Source organism: Dysgonomonas sp., from assembly GCF_035323175.1.
GTDB lineage: Bacteria > Bacteroidota > Bacteroidia > Bacteroidales > Dysgonomonadaceae > Dysgonomonas.
This window is the reverse complement of sequence record NZ_DAOKYH010000002.1, coordinates 527,705-540,486: the sequence shown is the minus strand read 5'-3', so window position 1 is coordinate 540,486 and position 12,782 is coordinate 527,705. Positions and strand designations below refer to the sequence as shown.

Annotated in this window: 17 protein-coding genes, 1 tRNA gene and 1 other RNA gene; 15 read left to right on the top strand and 4 right to left on the bottom strand. The window is 37.5% G+C overall.

What is annotated here, in order from left to right; all coding sequences use genetic code 11:
• Positions 1-10 precede the first annotated feature (10 nt).
• The 11 genes from atpC (at position 11) to PKC55_RS05315 (ending at position 8,122) form a co-directional block, all read left to right on the top strand.
• Positions 11-259, top strand: coding sequence for an ATP synthase F1 subunit epsilon (gene atpC, locus PKC55_RS05365; RefSeq protein ID WP_006842277.1), 249 nt, complete (start codon positions 11-13; stop codon positions 257-259).
• Between the two features lie 4 nt (positions 260-263).
• Positions 264-662 (top strand): hypothetical protein, encoded by a 399-nt coding sequence (locus tag PKC55_RS05360; protein WP_291127588.1) that lies wholly within the window; start codon positions 264-266, stop codon positions 660-662.
• 1 nt (position 663) lies between these two features.
• A complete protein-coding gene (atpB, locus tag PKC55_RS05355) occupies positions 664-1,764 on the top strand; it encodes a F0F1 ATP synthase subunit A (RefSeq protein WP_324372172.1) in 1,101 nt (366 codons plus the stop codon).
• A 45-nt stretch (positions 1,765-1,809) separates the two neighbouring features.
• Positions 1,810-2,061: an ATP synthase F0 subunit C gene (gene atpE, locus PKC55_RS05350; RefSeq protein ID WP_006842280.1), complete on the top strand. Its 252-nt coding sequence runs from the start codon at positions 1,810-1,812 to the stop codon at positions 2,059-2,061.
• Positions 2,062-2,075: 14 nt separating this feature from the next.
• Entirely contained in the window at positions 2,076-2,576 is a 501-nt protein-coding gene (atpF, locus tag PKC55_RS05345) for a F0F1 ATP synthase subunit B (protein WP_006842281.1), read from the top strand.
• Between the two features lie 9 nt (positions 2,577-2,585).
• Positions 2,586-3,140, top strand: a complete 555-nt coding sequence (locus tag PKC55_RS05340) for a F0F1 ATP synthase subunit delta (protein ID WP_006842282.1) — start codon at positions 2,586-2,588, stop codon at positions 3,138-3,140.
• Between the two features lie 70 nt (positions 3,141-3,210).
• Complete coding sequence (gene atpA, locus PKC55_RS05335) at positions 3,211-4,797, top strand: F0F1 ATP synthase subunit alpha (protein WP_291105516.1); 1,587 nt, start codon at positions 3,211-3,213, stop codon at positions 4,795-4,797.
• Positions 4,798-4,803: 6 nt separating this feature from the next.
• The gene (locus tag PKC55_RS05330) at positions 4,804-5,688 is read left to right on the top strand and encodes a F0F1 ATP synthase subunit gamma (protein ID WP_135103697.1); all 885 of its coding nucleotides are present in this window, start codon (positions 4,804-4,806) and stop codon (positions 5,686-5,688) included.
• A 467-nt stretch (positions 5,689-6,155) separates the two neighbouring features.
• Positions 6,156-7,073 (top strand): aspartate carbamoyltransferase, encoded by a 918-nt coding sequence (pyrB, locus tag PKC55_RS05325; RefSeq protein ID WP_252639172.1) that lies wholly within the window; start codon positions 6,156-6,158, stop codon positions 7,071-7,073.
• Between the two features lie 15 nt (positions 7,074-7,088).
• On the top strand, positions 7,089-7,550 hold the full coding sequence (locus PKC55_RS05320) for an aspartate carbamoyltransferase regulatory subunit (RefSeq protein ID WP_006842286.1): 462 nt from the start codon (positions 7,089-7,091) through the stop codon (positions 7,548-7,550).
• Positions 7,547-8,122 carry a flavin reductase family protein gene (locus tag PKC55_RS05315; RefSeq protein WP_135103698.1) on the top strand — a complete coding sequence of 192 codons (576 nt, stop codon included), beginning with the start codon at positions 7,547-7,549 and terminating at the stop codon, positions 8,120-8,122. The genes PKC55_RS05320 and PKC55_RS05315 overlap by 4 nt, the downstream gene beginning before the upstream one ends.
• A 2-nt stretch (positions 8,123-8,124) precedes the next feature.
• Here the strand turns inward: PKC55_RS05315 and PKC55_RS05310 are convergent, their stop codons facing one another.
• Complete coding sequence (locus PKC55_RS05310) at positions 8,125-8,631, bottom strand: thermonuclease family protein (RefSeq protein WP_283686786.1); 507 nt, start codon at positions 8,629-8,631, stop codon at positions 8,125-8,127.
• Positions 8,632-8,903: 272 nt separating this feature from the next.
• Between PKC55_RS05310 and PKC55_RS05305 the strand changes: the two genes are divergently transcribed.
• On the top strand, positions 8,904-9,296 hold the full coding sequence (locus tag PKC55_RS05305; RefSeq protein WP_291127594.1) for a hypothetical protein: 393 nt from the start codon (positions 8,904-8,906) through the stop codon (positions 9,294-9,296).
• Positions 9,297-9,373: 77 nt separating this feature from the next.
• Here the strand turns inward: PKC55_RS05305 and PKC55_RS05300 are convergent.
• Positions 9,374-9,461: transfer RNA gene (locus PKC55_RS05300), tRNA-Ser, on the bottom strand.
• 307 nt (positions 9,462-9,768) lie between these two features.
• Between PKC55_RS05300 and ssrA the strand changes: the two genes are divergently transcribed.
• Positions 9,769-10,165: a transfer-messenger RNA gene (gene ssrA / locus PKC55_RS05295) on the top strand.
• 236 nt (positions 10,166-10,401) lie between these two features.
• Here ssrA and PKC55_RS05290 read toward each other — a convergent pair.
• Positions 10,402-10,791: a hypothetical protein gene (locus tag PKC55_RS05290; RefSeq protein WP_291127597.1), complete on the bottom strand. Its 390-nt coding sequence runs from the start codon at positions 10,789-10,791 to the stop codon at positions 10,402-10,404.
• 727 nt (positions 10,792-11,518) lie between these two features.
• Here PKC55_RS05290 and PKC55_RS05285 point away from each other — a divergent pair.
• Together PKC55_RS05285 and PKC55_RS05280 are read left to right on the top strand one after the other, a co-directional pair.
• Positions 11,519-11,794, top strand: a complete 276-nt coding sequence (locus PKC55_RS05285; RefSeq protein ID WP_324372161.1) for a hypothetical protein — start codon at positions 11,519-11,521, stop codon at positions 11,792-11,794.
• Positions 11,733-12,134, top strand: coding sequence for a glycosyltransferase (locus PKC55_RS05280; protein ID WP_291127602.1), 402 nt, complete (start codon positions 11,733-11,735; stop codon positions 12,132-12,134). Before PKC55_RS05285 ends, PKC55_RS05280 begins: the two co-directional genes overlap by 62 nt.
• 126 nt (positions 12,135-12,260) lie before the next feature.
• Here the strand turns inward: PKC55_RS05280 and PKC55_RS05275 are convergent, their stop codons facing one another.
• Positions 12,261-12,767, bottom strand: a complete 507-nt coding sequence (locus tag PKC55_RS05275) for a flavodoxin (RefSeq protein ID WP_135103702.1) — start codon at positions 12,765-12,767, stop codon at positions 12,261-12,263.
• Between the last annotated feature and the right edge of the window lie 15 nt (positions 12,768-12,782).

Below are 12,782 nucleotides of genomic sequence, written 5' to 3'. Positions count from 1 at the left end.
GAATTTACATATGAAAAAATCAGAACTTCAACTAAATATTATCTCACCTGAGGCTAAGCTATTCTCCGGAATGGTTGCTTCAGTTGTAATTCCGGGGATTCAAGGCAGCTTCGGGGTTTATCCCGACCATGCTCCTTTGATCTCGGCCTTGCAAAAGGGGGTTATTACCTATACCGAAAACGGCGTGGAAAAATCTCTCGAAGTAGGCGGTGGCATGGTGGAAGTGAATAATGGGGTTGTGACAATCTGTGTATCTTAAAGGGATGGATGTAAAAGTAAAATTAATTCTTTCTATTACCCTCTTTGGGATTGTTACAGGAGCTCTTATACAGGCTTTGCTCAACTATCAGTTTCCTGAGTTTTATCCCAAATGGTACGAAGGTATTCTGGCTTTCTTTATAATACTGGAATCATTGGTTGTCTTGTATGCAGACTCATCGAGCCGCAAAGCGACACAAAGGCAGATGCTGAATGTATACATGCTGACTAAAGTAGTTAAAGTATTCGCCTCGCTTATCTTCATCGCAACCTATGCCGTGGTAATAAAAGAAAATATTAAAAGCTTCGTCGTTATTTTTATGATTTTCTATCTTCTTTTTCTGGCCTTCGAGGCATATTTGTTTCTAAGGATAGAAAAACGGTTAAAGAAAAAACAACAATAGTATGAAACACTATTTAAAATACATTTTAACTTCGGTTCTTTTACTTACTGTAATGGGCTTTCAACCTCTGGCAGCAGAAAATGCATATGAGGCTCAGCCCGAAAAAGAATTGAACGTTAAAGAACTTATTCTCGATCACCTTGCTGATGCATACGAGTGGCATCTAACTTCGTTTGGCGATACACATATTTCCATACCGTTGCCAATCATCGTGAAAGGAGAGACTTCAGGCTGGCATGTTTTTATGTCATCTAAGTTCCATCATGGGCATGAGGCATACGAAGGCTTTTATATTGCACAAGAAGGTAAATACAGGGGTAAGATTGTAGAAAAAAACGCTTCGGGTGAAGAAATACGTCCTTGGGATATTTCGTTGACGAAGAATGCAACCAGTTTGATAATCAGTTCTACACTTCTTATAATCATAGTCCTTAGCGTATCCAAATGGTACAGAAGACAAGCCAAGACGGGAGAGAAGAAAGCTCCGAAAGGTTTTGTAGGATTTATGGAAATGTTTATAATGAGTGTGCAGGACGATATCATTAAGCCGTGTGTAGGAAAAAATTATAGAAAGTTTTCGCCCTATCTGCTTACTGTTTTCTTCTTCATCTTGTTCAACAACCTATTGGGATTGATACCCCTCTTTCCGGGAGGTGCAAACGTGACAGGTAATATTGCAGTCACTTTGGTGCTTGCCGTGTTTACATTCTTTACCGTAAACCTTTTCGGATCGAAAGAATACTGGAAAGAAGTCTTTTGGCCTGATGTGCCTACCTGGCTCAAGGTGCCGATACCTATCATGCCAGCGATAGAACTGGTGGGGGTATTTACCAAGCCTTTTGCGTTGATGATTCGTCTCTTTGCTAATATTCTAGCAGGACACTCGATTGTACTCGGTCTTACCTGTTTGATATTCGTTACGGCAAATCTAGGAGCGGTGATCAATAGTTCGATGACTGTTGTATCTGTATTGCTGACTATATTTATCAGTCTGGTAGAAATATTAGTCGCATATATTCAGGCTTATGTATTTACTATGCTGTCGGCCGTATTTATCGGGTTGGCACAGATAGAGCCACACCATCATGCAGAAAAACATTAATATTAAAAGTAAATTAACAATTAAATAATTTTAAACTAAAGAATTATGTTACTATCAACTTTATTACAAGCAGCAGAAGCTGCAACAAGCTTAACAGGTTTTGGTGCTGCACTGGGTGCAGGATTAGCTGTAATCGGAGCAGGTATCGGTATTGGTAAAATCGGTAGTTCTGCTATGGAAGGGATAGCCCGTCAGCCGGATGCAGCAGGAGATATTCGTACATCTATGATTATCGCCGCAGCTCTAGTAGAAGGGGTAGCTTTGTTTGCTGTTGTAGTTTGCGGATTTATTCTATAAATTAGTAAATAGATATGAATTTACTATTACCTGAATCCGGCCTTCTTTTTTGGATGCTCCTATCTTTTATAGTAGTTTTCTTCGTTCTGGCCAAATTTGGTTTCCCTGTGATAACCAAGATGGTGGAAGAGCGCAAAAACTATATACAAGATTCGTTGGATGCAGCCCAGAAAGCCAATGAGCAATTGGCTTCGATAAAAGAAAAAAGTGATGAGATACTTTCATCAGCTAAGGCAGAACAGGTGAAGATCTTGAAAGAGGCGGCTGATACACGCGATCGTATTATAAACGAAGCACGTGAACAAGCCAAGATAGCCGGGGCAAAGGAAATGGAAGAAATAAGAAAGCAGATCCAAATGGAAAAAGATCAGGCTATACGCGACATTCGTCGTCAGGTAGCTGAACTATCTGTGGATGTTGCCGAAAAAGTTCTTCGAGATACCTTGAAAGACCCTAAAGAACAAATGTCAATGATTGATCGCCTAGTGGATGAAGCTATGGTATCTAAATCTTAATCAACTGTTATGAATGAAGGGATGATTTCTAAGCGATATGCTAAAGCTCTGTTGCTATATGCAGTGGATCAGAAAGCGGAGGATGTATTGTTTGCCGAAATGAAAAAGGTAGCATCGTCATTTGTCCGCGAACCCCGTTTGCGTATGGCAATGGATAATCCTACGTTGAATGCCGAAGATAAGCTTGCGCTGGTAAAAGCTGCTGTGGGTGCAAAACCGAGTAACGAGTATATTCGTTTTGCCGAGTTGGTAGTGAAAAAAAGACGTGAAATGTATCTTCGAAATATTGCGCTCAGTTACATCGATTTGTATTGTGAAGCCAAGCACATCAATACCGGGAAGCTTGTTACTGCTACCCCTGTGGATGATGCTACAAAACAGAAAATGAAAAGCTTACTACAGAAGATTAAACCGGGGACGCTTGATTTTGAAACAAGTGTAGATCCGGATATCGAAGGAGGCTTTATTCTGTATATCGACACATACAGGTTGGATGCCAGCGTAAAAAGTCAGTTGAAGCGTATCAAGCAAAAGTTTGTCGCCGAAAACAGTAAGATTGGATAATCGATACTCTACCTATTTGAAAAGAGCTATCCACGTATAGCTTTATAGTAACTTATAATTTGAATAAAATATGTCTGAAAATATAAAAGCAAGCGAAGTCTCCGATGTGCTGAAAATGCAGCTAGAGAATATCAGTAGCCGCGTACAGTTCGAGGAGGTGGGTACAGTTCTCTATGTAGGAGATGGTGTTGTTCGCATATACGGACTTAAAAATGCAGAGGCAAACGAACTTCTTGAGTTCGACAACGGTATTATGGCTGTTGTGATGAACCTGGAAGAAGACAATGTCGGTGCTGTATTGTTAGGCCCGTCAGACCAGATCAAGGAAGGATTTACCGTAAAACGTACAGGCCGTATTGCATCCATCAACGTGGGTGAGGGCATGTTAGGACGTGTAATCAATCCTCTGGGCGAGCCTTTGGACGGAAAAGGCCCGATTACCGGCGAACTGCTGGAAATGCCACTGGAACGTAAAGCTCCGGGGGTAATATACCGTCAGCCTGTAACCCAGCCTCTACAGACCGGATTGAAATCTGTAGATGCTATGATCCCCATCGGACGGGGGCAACGTGAGCTTATCATCGGTGACCGCCAGACAGGTAAAACTGCAATTGCGATAGACACCATTATCAATCAAAGAAGCAATTATGATGCCGGAGATCCTGTATACTGTATTTATGTAGCCATCGGACAAAAAGCATCTACAGTTGCCAATATCGTAGAAACACTAAAAGAAAAAGGTGCTCTTGACTATACGGTTGTAGTTTCGGCTACAGCAGCCGAGCCGGCAGCAGTTCAGTACTTTGCTGCGTTTGCAGGTGCAGCTATCGGAGAATATTTCCGCGACACAGGACGTCATGCCCTTGTGGTATATGATGACTTGTCGAAACAGGCGGTTGCATATCGTGAAGTATCCTTGATTCTTCGTCGTCCACCGGGACGTGAAGCCTATCCAGGTGATATCTTCTACTTGCACTCACGTTTGTTGGAGCGTGCGGCTAAAATTATCAACCAACAGGAGGTTGCCGAACAGATGAATGACCTACCGGCAAGTCTTAAAGGAAAGGTAAAAGCGGGAGGTTCTCTTACTGCCCTTCCTATTATCGAAACTCAGGCCGGTGACGTATCTGCTTATATTCCTACCAACGTTATTTCTATTACCGACGGACAAATATTCCTCGATATAGACCTCTTCAATGCGGGTATGCGTCCTGCCATCGATGTGGGTATATCTGTATCTCGTGTGGGAGGTTCGGCTCAGGTGAAAGCGATGAAGAAAGTTGCCGGAACATTGAAGATTGACCAGGCTCAGTATCGTGAACTGGAAGCATTTACCCAGTTCGGTGGCGATATGGACCCCGTTACGGCAATGACTATCGATAAAGGTAAGAAGAATACTGTATTGCTAGTTCAGCCTCAGTATGCGCCGGTACCTGTTGAAAAACAGATCGCCATACTGTATTGCGGAACAAATGGCTTGCTTCGTCAAGTGCCGGAAGATAAAATACATGAGTTCGAAACCGAATTTCTGAGAACATTGGAAATGCAATATCAAGCAGATGTGCTGGATGTCCTGAAAAAAGGAGTCATCAACGAAGATGTGGAAACTAAAATCAGGAAAGTAGCCGCGGATATTGCTTCTCAGTACAAAAAATAATGAATTATGGCATCTCTTAAGGAAATAAAAAATAGAATTGGCTCTGTAAAAAGTACCAAGAAGATTACTTCTGCAATGAAGATGATAGCTTCATCTAAGTTGCACAAGGCACAAAATGCAATCAGCAACTTCTTGCCTTATCAGCAGAAGTTGGATGTCATTCTGACTAATCTTCTGTCTTCTGATACAAGCTATGAGTCTCCTTTTATCCAAAAAAGAGAAACAAAGAGAGTCGCTATAGTTGGTTTTGCTTCCAACTCTTCGCTTTGTGGTGCATACAACTCGAATGTAATAAAAGAGTTTAGTACCGTTTACGCTAAAAAGAAAGAAGAGATAGGAGCAGGGAATATCTTGGTATATCCTATCGGTAAAAAATTGGCCGACGCCCTAAAGAAACAAGGAATAGCGGCGCAAGGCGATTACAGGGATATGGCTGATAAGCCTACCTTCTTAGCCGTACAGGATCTTGCTAAAGAATTGATAAAGAAATATATTGATGGAGAAATAGATGAGGTGATCTTAATTTATCATCATTTCATATCTACCGGATCGCAGAAACTAAAGAAGACACAATTCCTTCCTTTCGATTTGGAAAGCGCTAAGCCCGAAGGTCAGCAAGACGAAAATATGTTTGCAGACTATATCTTGGAGCCATCGAAGGAGGAAATTCTCGATTCTTTAATTCCTACTGTGCTTTATTCACGCTTGTATGCTGCCTTGCTCGATGCTAATGCTTCGGAACATGCTGCACGTATGATTGCTATGCAAATAGCATCAGACAATGCGGACGAATTGGTACAGGATCTGACTATTCAATACAACAAGTCGCGTCAACAAGCTGTTACAAACGAGTTGTTGGATATTATCGGTGGTGCTTCGGCATTGCAGTGATAGGAGAAAATTCTTTATAAAATATAGCCCCGGACTTTTATAGTTTGGGGTTTATTTTTTTCGTTTTTTTGATTCGTAAAAAATTGTATCTCAAAAAAAGTGACTACCTTTGTTGTAATATATAGAGAATTATGATGGAAAAAATAGCTTATATGCAACAGTATTATTTTCACGACAGTGGTTCCTGTATTTCCAATGAATTATTATTGATATAGATAGTATCCTCGAAGAAGTATTCTTTTTCGGGGATTTTTTTTGAAATAAATTGTCTTATATAGAGATCTTTGCGGTAGTTGACTGATAATAGAAAAGTAACAATAAAAAGCAGCTGTAAAACTGTCACTTTTGTCACCTCTTGGTATATATGGTGTTGTTTATGAGTTGTTTGTGCTTTAGTGGAATGTGTCACTTTTTTCTGTTATCTTTTTGTTGAATATGAATTTTACTCTTACAAAATATAAATAGTTATGTGCAATAAAAGCTTGGTTTCAATTACAGATTATTCGAAGGAAGATATTCTGAGAATACTTAATCTGACTAAAAAATTTGACGAGCAACCTAATCGTAGGTTATTGGAAGGCAAAGTGTGTGCTACACTTTTTTTTGAGCCGTCAACACGGACACGCCTTAGTTTTGAGACTGCAGTAAACCGCTTGGGCGGGCGCATCATAGGCTTTTCTGATGCGGCTACTACCAGCTCATCGAAAGGAGAGACGCTGAAAGATACCATACTGATGGTAAACAACTATGCGGATATTATAATCATGCGACACCATTTGGAAGGGGCTGCACGTTATGCTTCGGAGATTTCTTCTATACCTATCATTAATGCCGGAGACGGAGCCAATCAGCACCCTACGCAGACAATGCTTGATATCTATTCTATATTTAAGACACAAGGTACTCTCGAGAATCTGACAATAACGATTGTTGGTGACCTGAAATATGGTCGTACTGTGCACTCCCTGATCATTGGAATGTCACACTTTAATCCAACCTTTATATTCGTTGCACCCGAAGAACTGCACCTTCCCGATCCGTATAAAGCCTTCTGTGATGAACATGGAATAAAGTATTCGGAACACACAGATTTTGATTCAGAGGTGATAGACAAAGCGGATATCCTGTATATGACACGTGTACAGAGAGAACGTTTTACCGACCTGATGGAATATGAAAAGGTAAAGAATGTGTACATTCTCAAAAATGATATGTTGGCAGGAGCAAAAGATAATCTGAAAATATTGCATCCCCTACCTCGTGTAAACGAGATACAGCAGGATGTGGATGATAGCCCTAAGGCTTATTACTTCGAACAGGCTAAGAACGGGATGTTTACCCGTGAGGCTGTGATATGTGATGCGTTGGGAATAGAAGTTGAATAAATAAAATATCAAGATATGAATGAACGTAGAAAAGCAATGCAGGTAGCAGCATTATGCAACGGAACAGCCATAGATCATATTCCTCCCAGTGTAGTGTTTAAAGTAGTATCATTGTTGGAGCTCGAAAAGCTGGATAATCCTATTACAATCGGAAATAATCTGGAAAGTAAGAAGATGGCTTCGAAGGGAATTATCAAGATCACAGGTAAATATTTTGAAGAAAGTGTGATCAATAAGATTGCGATCATAGCACCGAATGTAGTCCTCAATATCATAAAGGATTACGAGGTTGTAGAAAAGAAGAGGGTGGTTTTACCTAAAGTAATCAATGGAATTGTAAAGTGTAACAACCCGAAGTGTATTACAAACAATGAGCCTATGACTACACGTTTTGAAGTCATTGACTGTAATAACACAGAGCTGCGCTGTCACTATTGTAACATTAAAATTCAGAAAGACGAGATTATCCTGAAATGAAGCAAGATTGGAAGCCGGGAACATTGATATATCCTTTGCCTGCCGCCATGATAAGTTGTGGCAGCACTCCTGAAGAATATAATATTATAACTCTGAGTTGGCTCGGTACTATCTGTACCAATCCCCCGATGTGCTATATTTCGGTAAGACCCGAAAGGCATTCGTATGAGATTATAAAGCGGGATATGGAGTTTGTAATAAATATAACAACAGAAGATTTGGCTTTTGCAACCGACTGGTGTGGAGTGAGATCGGGTAAGGATTTCAGTAAATTTGACGAAATGAAACTTACTCCGGGGAAGGCATCAATTGTTCAGGTTCCCATCATCGAAGAATCTCCGTTAAACATCGAGTGTAGAGTGCGGGAGATACTCAGTTTAGGTTCGCATGATATGTTTATCGCCGATGTGGTAAATGTAAAAGCTGATGAAAAGTATATTGATCCGGAAACCGGAAAATTTAGTCTCGAAAGCGCAAAACCGATTGCATATTCTCATGGTCAGTACTATGGCTTAGGAGAAAAGATAGGAGGCTTCGGCTGGACTGTCAGAAAAAAGAAAGAGGAACTGTAAACTCAGTTCCTCGCTTCTCTATCTGACTTTTCGGATCTTTGCTTTTTTCTATATTCATAGGGAGGTGTTGGGTTTTTCAAACTCCAGATATTCAACTTCTGTTGTCGGGCAGTCTTCTCCAATTCTTCGAGTACCGGGTCTTCAACATAATGATTGTAGTACCATGCTAAACCTTCTTTGACCATCTCCTGATTTAAATTCAACTCGTCGAGATAAACGATACCTAAAAATCTATCATATTGATCGATACCTTTTTTATCGACTTTTACGGTTTTCCCGTAGCATAGGTCATTTAAGTAGGTTCTGGCTTTGCTGCTGAAGTCTTGTCCTTTTTCGGGAGCATCAATACCATAGAGTCGCACTTTTATTCGTTCCTTGCTATCTGTCAGAATTGTCATTGTATCTCCATCTGCAACACTGACTACCTTTCCTTTTATTGTTTCGGCGGGTTCAGTGGAAGGCGGGTTACAGGAGATAAAGAGTAATAGTATGAATATAAATTTTCTCATTCGTTATAAAAGTTCATTTTTATCTTTAAATAGGATTAGCATATTATAAACTAGAGATCTAAATTAACTAAAAAGAGACAGAAAGAAATAGGGATTTCTAATATATTGTCTTTATTGCTTTTATCGATAAGCGAGTAGATAGATAAATAATTCAATGACTAAGCCTTATAAAATAAGTTCTCAGAGTTGTTAAAATATATAGGCAGAAATAAACGAAAAATAAAAATGATTTCATAGATTTGTCTAAATCTATCAATATAAAATTACATATTATGAAAAAATTAGTTGTATTCGCATCTGTTGTCTTTTTGTTTTCGTCTTGTGCTACAATATTTACTCCATCTAAGCAAAGCATAACGTTTTCGGGGATTGAAGGTACAAAAATTTATGATGCAAATAATAATGTGAAATTAGCAGAAATAGGAAGTGACAAAACTGCGACTATCTCCGTTAAAAAGAAAATGAGCGACAAGCAACTTTTGGCTAAAAAAGAAGGATATAAGACATTGCCTTTTATTTTAGAGTCTACTTTCAATACGACCTCTCTATGGAATATCCTATTCTGGCCTGGTTTTATTGTAGATTTAGGAACAGGACAAATGAACAAATGGGATAATACAACAGTTAATCTTGAGCTTGAAAAAGATGATTCAGCATCCAAGTAAATAGGAATCTATAAAAATAGAAAAAGGACTGAATTTTATTTTAGTCCTTTTTTATTCTTGATAATCATTGTTTTAAGCGGAGAGGAAGAGATTCGAACTCTCGATACCCTTTAGGGGTATACACGCTTTCCAGGCGTGCCTCTTCAACCACTCGAGCACCTCTCCTTTGTCCTCCGGTTGTAGCGTGTGCAAAGATAAAGGATATTTTTGAATTGACAAGAAGAGAGAAATTATTAGTCGTTTAGGGGGAGATGATTTTAGAGGACTTTGAAGTGTTTAAAGTAGTATACCTTTTATTTACAATACGTGAAATTGTAATAGCTTTGGCTTGATATGTTGTATATCCTAAAAAAGGATTATCTTTGTATCAGATATTGTTTAGACAAACTTTTACCATTTTTTGTTACTCGTTTGTTACTCGATATCTAAAGTTTGATATTAAAGCGTTATATATCGACGCGAATAAACCAATGGGGCTGACTGGCTTTGACAGCGAGATGAAGTGGTTTGTAAGCATGCAGTGCGTAGTCGGCTGGCACTATAATCTCAGACGTCACAAATTTAACTGGCAATAACAATTACGCTCTTGCTGCTTAATCGAAGTATAGTAGATATAGCTTAATCCTTGCACAGGTGTAAGGACAAGACATCACCCGGAAGCTGTGGCTTCGAAGCGTGCCGATAAGGTGGTGCAGGCAAATCGGAGATAGGATAGGAGAGTCTTCGGCTTTTATCTGAAATAAAGAAGCTAAGGTTTAGATTGGTGGCTTCGGTCTTGTCTATTCCCTACAATTAAAGCGAAGATAAGCATGTAGAAAGCAAATTAGTTCCTTGTTTGGACGAGGGTTCAAGTCCCTCCAGCTCCACTTTTTAATTCTAATTGTAAGAATTTTATAAAATAAACACCCAATTTACACCCTAAAATGTAGAGTTGGGTGCTATTTTTTATATTTTAGGATTATTGTTTTTTGAAGCTTCTGTATAATTGTTAATTTTATCAATAACATATTGATAACATGATTTTTTATCTTTCATTGTGGTTCTACGTTGGAATTTTTTTTACTATTTCGAGTAATCTCTTCTCATTTTTCTTACACCTCTCTTTTTAATAATTTTTGATAATTTCCGACAATTTCCGACAATCTTCAGTTTGCGCTTGTAAAACATCTTTGTTTAATAATGGTTTATATTTGTTGAAATCTAAAAAGCTACTATTAGATTGTTTATAAACTGCAACCACTTCTATAGAAGTGAATAGAATTATACCGAGTAAAGCAAAAATTTGCAATATGTTAGAATTCGTAATTAGCTGTTTATATAAAGAGTTTTTATCTATCAAGTAATAGACAGTCAGAGATAAACATGATAATAGTATCCATATTATAAGATTTACTATACCTATCAAAATATTTACTTTTGATACATAATAAGCACCATCACTTGTAGATAAAATATTATAATTTGATTGGTAGCTTGGATGATAGTTTTTACCCATGTCAAATACTTCGGAAACTTCGGTCAGGTAGCATCTTTCATAATCAGAAATAGCCTCTCCATAAATTTCATACTAAGCTTTTGACCCTTTAGTCATAAAGAAATAACAATAATAAATTATATTTGTAATAATATTTCAACTATTTTGCAAACTAAAATTATATAATCAATAAAAGGTAATGAGCCCACAGAAAAAGATTACATTACTCTGGAGAAGGCTTAATGTCTTTGAGTTGGGTAAAGATGTTGTACTTGTACCCTATTATTAGGGAAAAGCGTTAAACTATCAAATTGAAATATGTTGTGACTATTCCGAAGACATTGCTAACCAAATTCGGAAGACCCCTAAAGAGGGACTAAGCTTTATCAAAATGAAATTAAGTCACAATTTTATACTTAGATCCTTTTCATATGCAAATTATTTGAGGCAACATGCTTCGAATATAAATATATTAATGTGTTTTCATTGGAGATTTGAAACATTTATTAATATCCTATTATACAATTTTTTTAATAAAGGAGGACAGATATATATAAAACTGGATACAATATCGGGTGAAGAATGGAATCTTTCTCAACGCTCGTTAATCAGCAAATTGATAAGAAAATTACTTTATAAAAATTGTCTTCAAAAGGTCAATGTATTAAGTTGCGAAACATCGCAGGCTTACAATTTATTATGTAATAATAAATATTTTGGTAGTCAACTAAAAGAGAGACTTGTCCTCATGCCAAACGCATTTGATGAAGGATTATTGAAAAAGACCAAAATACGAGAAAGAGATTTTTGTGAAAAAGAAAATTTAATAATAACGGTTGGACGATTAGGTATTTCTCAAAAAAACACAGAAATGATTATAGAAGCTCTAAAAGAAATAGAATTAAAAGATTGGAAATTTTGTTTTATAGGAACAGTTGATAGAAGTCTTGAATATGCTATAAATGAGCTTTACAAAAAAAAATCCGGAAAAAAGAGAACAAATATATTTTGTTGGAGAGATTAAAGATAAAGAAGAATTATGGGGATGGTATAATAAATCGAAGGTTTTTGTACTAACTTCACGATGGGAAAGTTATGGATTGGCATTAAATGAAGCGAAGCGATTCAAAAATTACATCATATCTACACGTGTAGGAGCCGCTGAGGATATAATAGATAAAGAGAAATATGGCCTTTTCATAGGGCAAGAAGATAGTGTAAATTTAGCCAATATTCTATCCCAAATAATAAATAAAGAAATCAATATTGATGTTTACCAAGATTACAAAGGTGAACAATTATCCTATGAAGATACAGTTCAAGTACTGCTAAGATTATTGCCGAAAAATAACAAATTAAATTAAACTCATTTTATTTTTCTTGTGACAGTTTATCAAAGAAGTAGTCTTGTGATTATAATTAAAAAGGAACTTAATCGTTTAGGGAAATCCTCGATTAAGTTCCTTTCTTATAATAAACGAATTCGCTGTTTAATCAAATTCTTTTTTCAGTTGTTCTACCCAGCTTTTTATCCGATCGTTTGTTAGTTTCGACTGGTTTTCTTTATCTATGGCCAATCCAACGAATTTGTGATCTCGAATGGCACGTGACATTTCAAAATTATAACCATCGATAGATGTAAAGCCAACTATTTTAGCTCCAACAGACTCGAATGTCTCAGCCAAAATACCTATTCCGTCAACAAAGTTTTCCGGATACCTCACCTGATCTCCAAGTCCAAAAATGGCAACTTTCTTACCTTTCAGATTCAAAGCCTCCAGTTCGGGTCTTACTTCATCCCAATGATTTGGAAGCTCTCCATCAAACCATGTTGCTACTCCTACAATAATATTGTCATAACTTTCAAAATCCTTTTTCCATGCATCTTCAACTGAAACAAGGTCAACATTTTCACTACCAAAAGCCTCTTTGATCTTTTTAGCAATAGAGGCTGTCTTGGTTGTAGTTGTTCCGTAAAACAATCCTATTTTCTTCATTGCATATATAGTGTT

What these genes read in the sequence shown, in the direction of transcription:
- PKC55_RS05310 (WP_283686786.1), bottom strand. Translation starts at nt 8,631, where the DNA reads ATGAGAAAATTTATATTCATACTATTACTCTTTATCTCCTGTAACCCG.
- PKC55_RS05280 (WP_291127602.1), top strand. Translation starts at nt 11,733, where the DNA reads ATGAGCTTTACAAAAAAAAATCCGGAAAAAAGAGAACAAATATATTTT.
- atpB (WP_324372172.1), top strand. Translation starts at nt 664, where the DNA reads ATGAAACACTATTTAAAATACATTTTAACTTCGGTTCTTTTACTTACT.
- atpF (WP_006842281.1), top strand. Translation starts at nt 2,076, where the DNA reads ATGAATTTACTATTACCTGAATCCGGCCTTCTTTTTTGGATGCTCCTA.
- PKC55_RS05315 (WP_135103698.1), top strand. Translation starts at nt 7,547, where the DNA reads ATGAAGCAAGATTGGAAGCCGGGAACATTGATATATCCTTTGCCTGCC.
- PKC55_RS05360 (WP_291127588.1), top strand. Translation starts at nt 264, where the DNA reads ATGGATGTAAAAGTAAAATTAATTCTTTCTATTACCCTCTTTGGGATT.
- PKC55_RS05305 (WP_291127594.1), top strand. Translation starts at nt 8,904, where the DNA reads ATGAAAAAATTAGTTGTATTCGCATCTGTTGTCTTTTTGTTTTCGTCT.
- pyrB (WP_252639172.1), top strand. Translation starts at nt 6,156, where the DNA reads ATGTGCAATAAAAGCTTGGTTTCAATTACAGATTATTCGAAGGAAGAT.
- atpA (WP_291105516.1), top strand. Translation starts at nt 3,211, where the DNA reads ATGTCTGAAAATATAAAAGCAAGCGAAGTCTCCGATGTGCTGAAAATG.
- PKC55_RS05330 (WP_135103697.1), top strand. Translation starts at nt 4,804, where the DNA reads ATGGCATCTCTTAAGGAAATAAAAAATAGAATTGGCTCTGTAAAAAGT.
- atpC (WP_006842277.1), top strand. Translation starts at nt 11, where the DNA reads ATGAAAAAATCAGAACTTCAACTAAATATTATCTCACCTGAGGCTAAG.
- PKC55_RS05320 (WP_006842286.1), top strand. Translation starts at nt 7,089, where the DNA reads ATGAATGAACGTAGAAAAGCAATGCAGGTAGCAGCATTATGCAACGGA.
- PKC55_RS05285 (WP_324372161.1), top strand. Translation starts at nt 11,519, where the DNA reads ATGCCAAACGCATTTGATGAAGGATTATTGAAAAAGACCAAAATACGA.
- PKC55_RS05340 (WP_006842282.1), top strand. Translation starts at nt 2,586, where the DNA reads ATGAATGAAGGGATGATTTCTAAGCGATATGCTAAAGCTCTGTTGCTA.
- atpE (WP_006842280.1), top strand. Translation starts at nt 1,810, where the DNA reads ATGTTACTATCAACTTTATTACAAGCAGCAGAAGCTGCAACAAGCTTA.
- PKC55_RS05290 (WP_291127597.1), bottom strand. Translation starts at nt 10,791, where the DNA reads ATGGGTAAAAACTATCATCCAAGCTACCAATCAAATTATAATATTTTA.
- PKC55_RS05275 (WP_135103702.1), bottom strand. Translation starts at nt 12,767, where the DNA reads ATGAAGAAAATAGGATTGTTTTACGGAACAACTACAACCAAGACAGCC.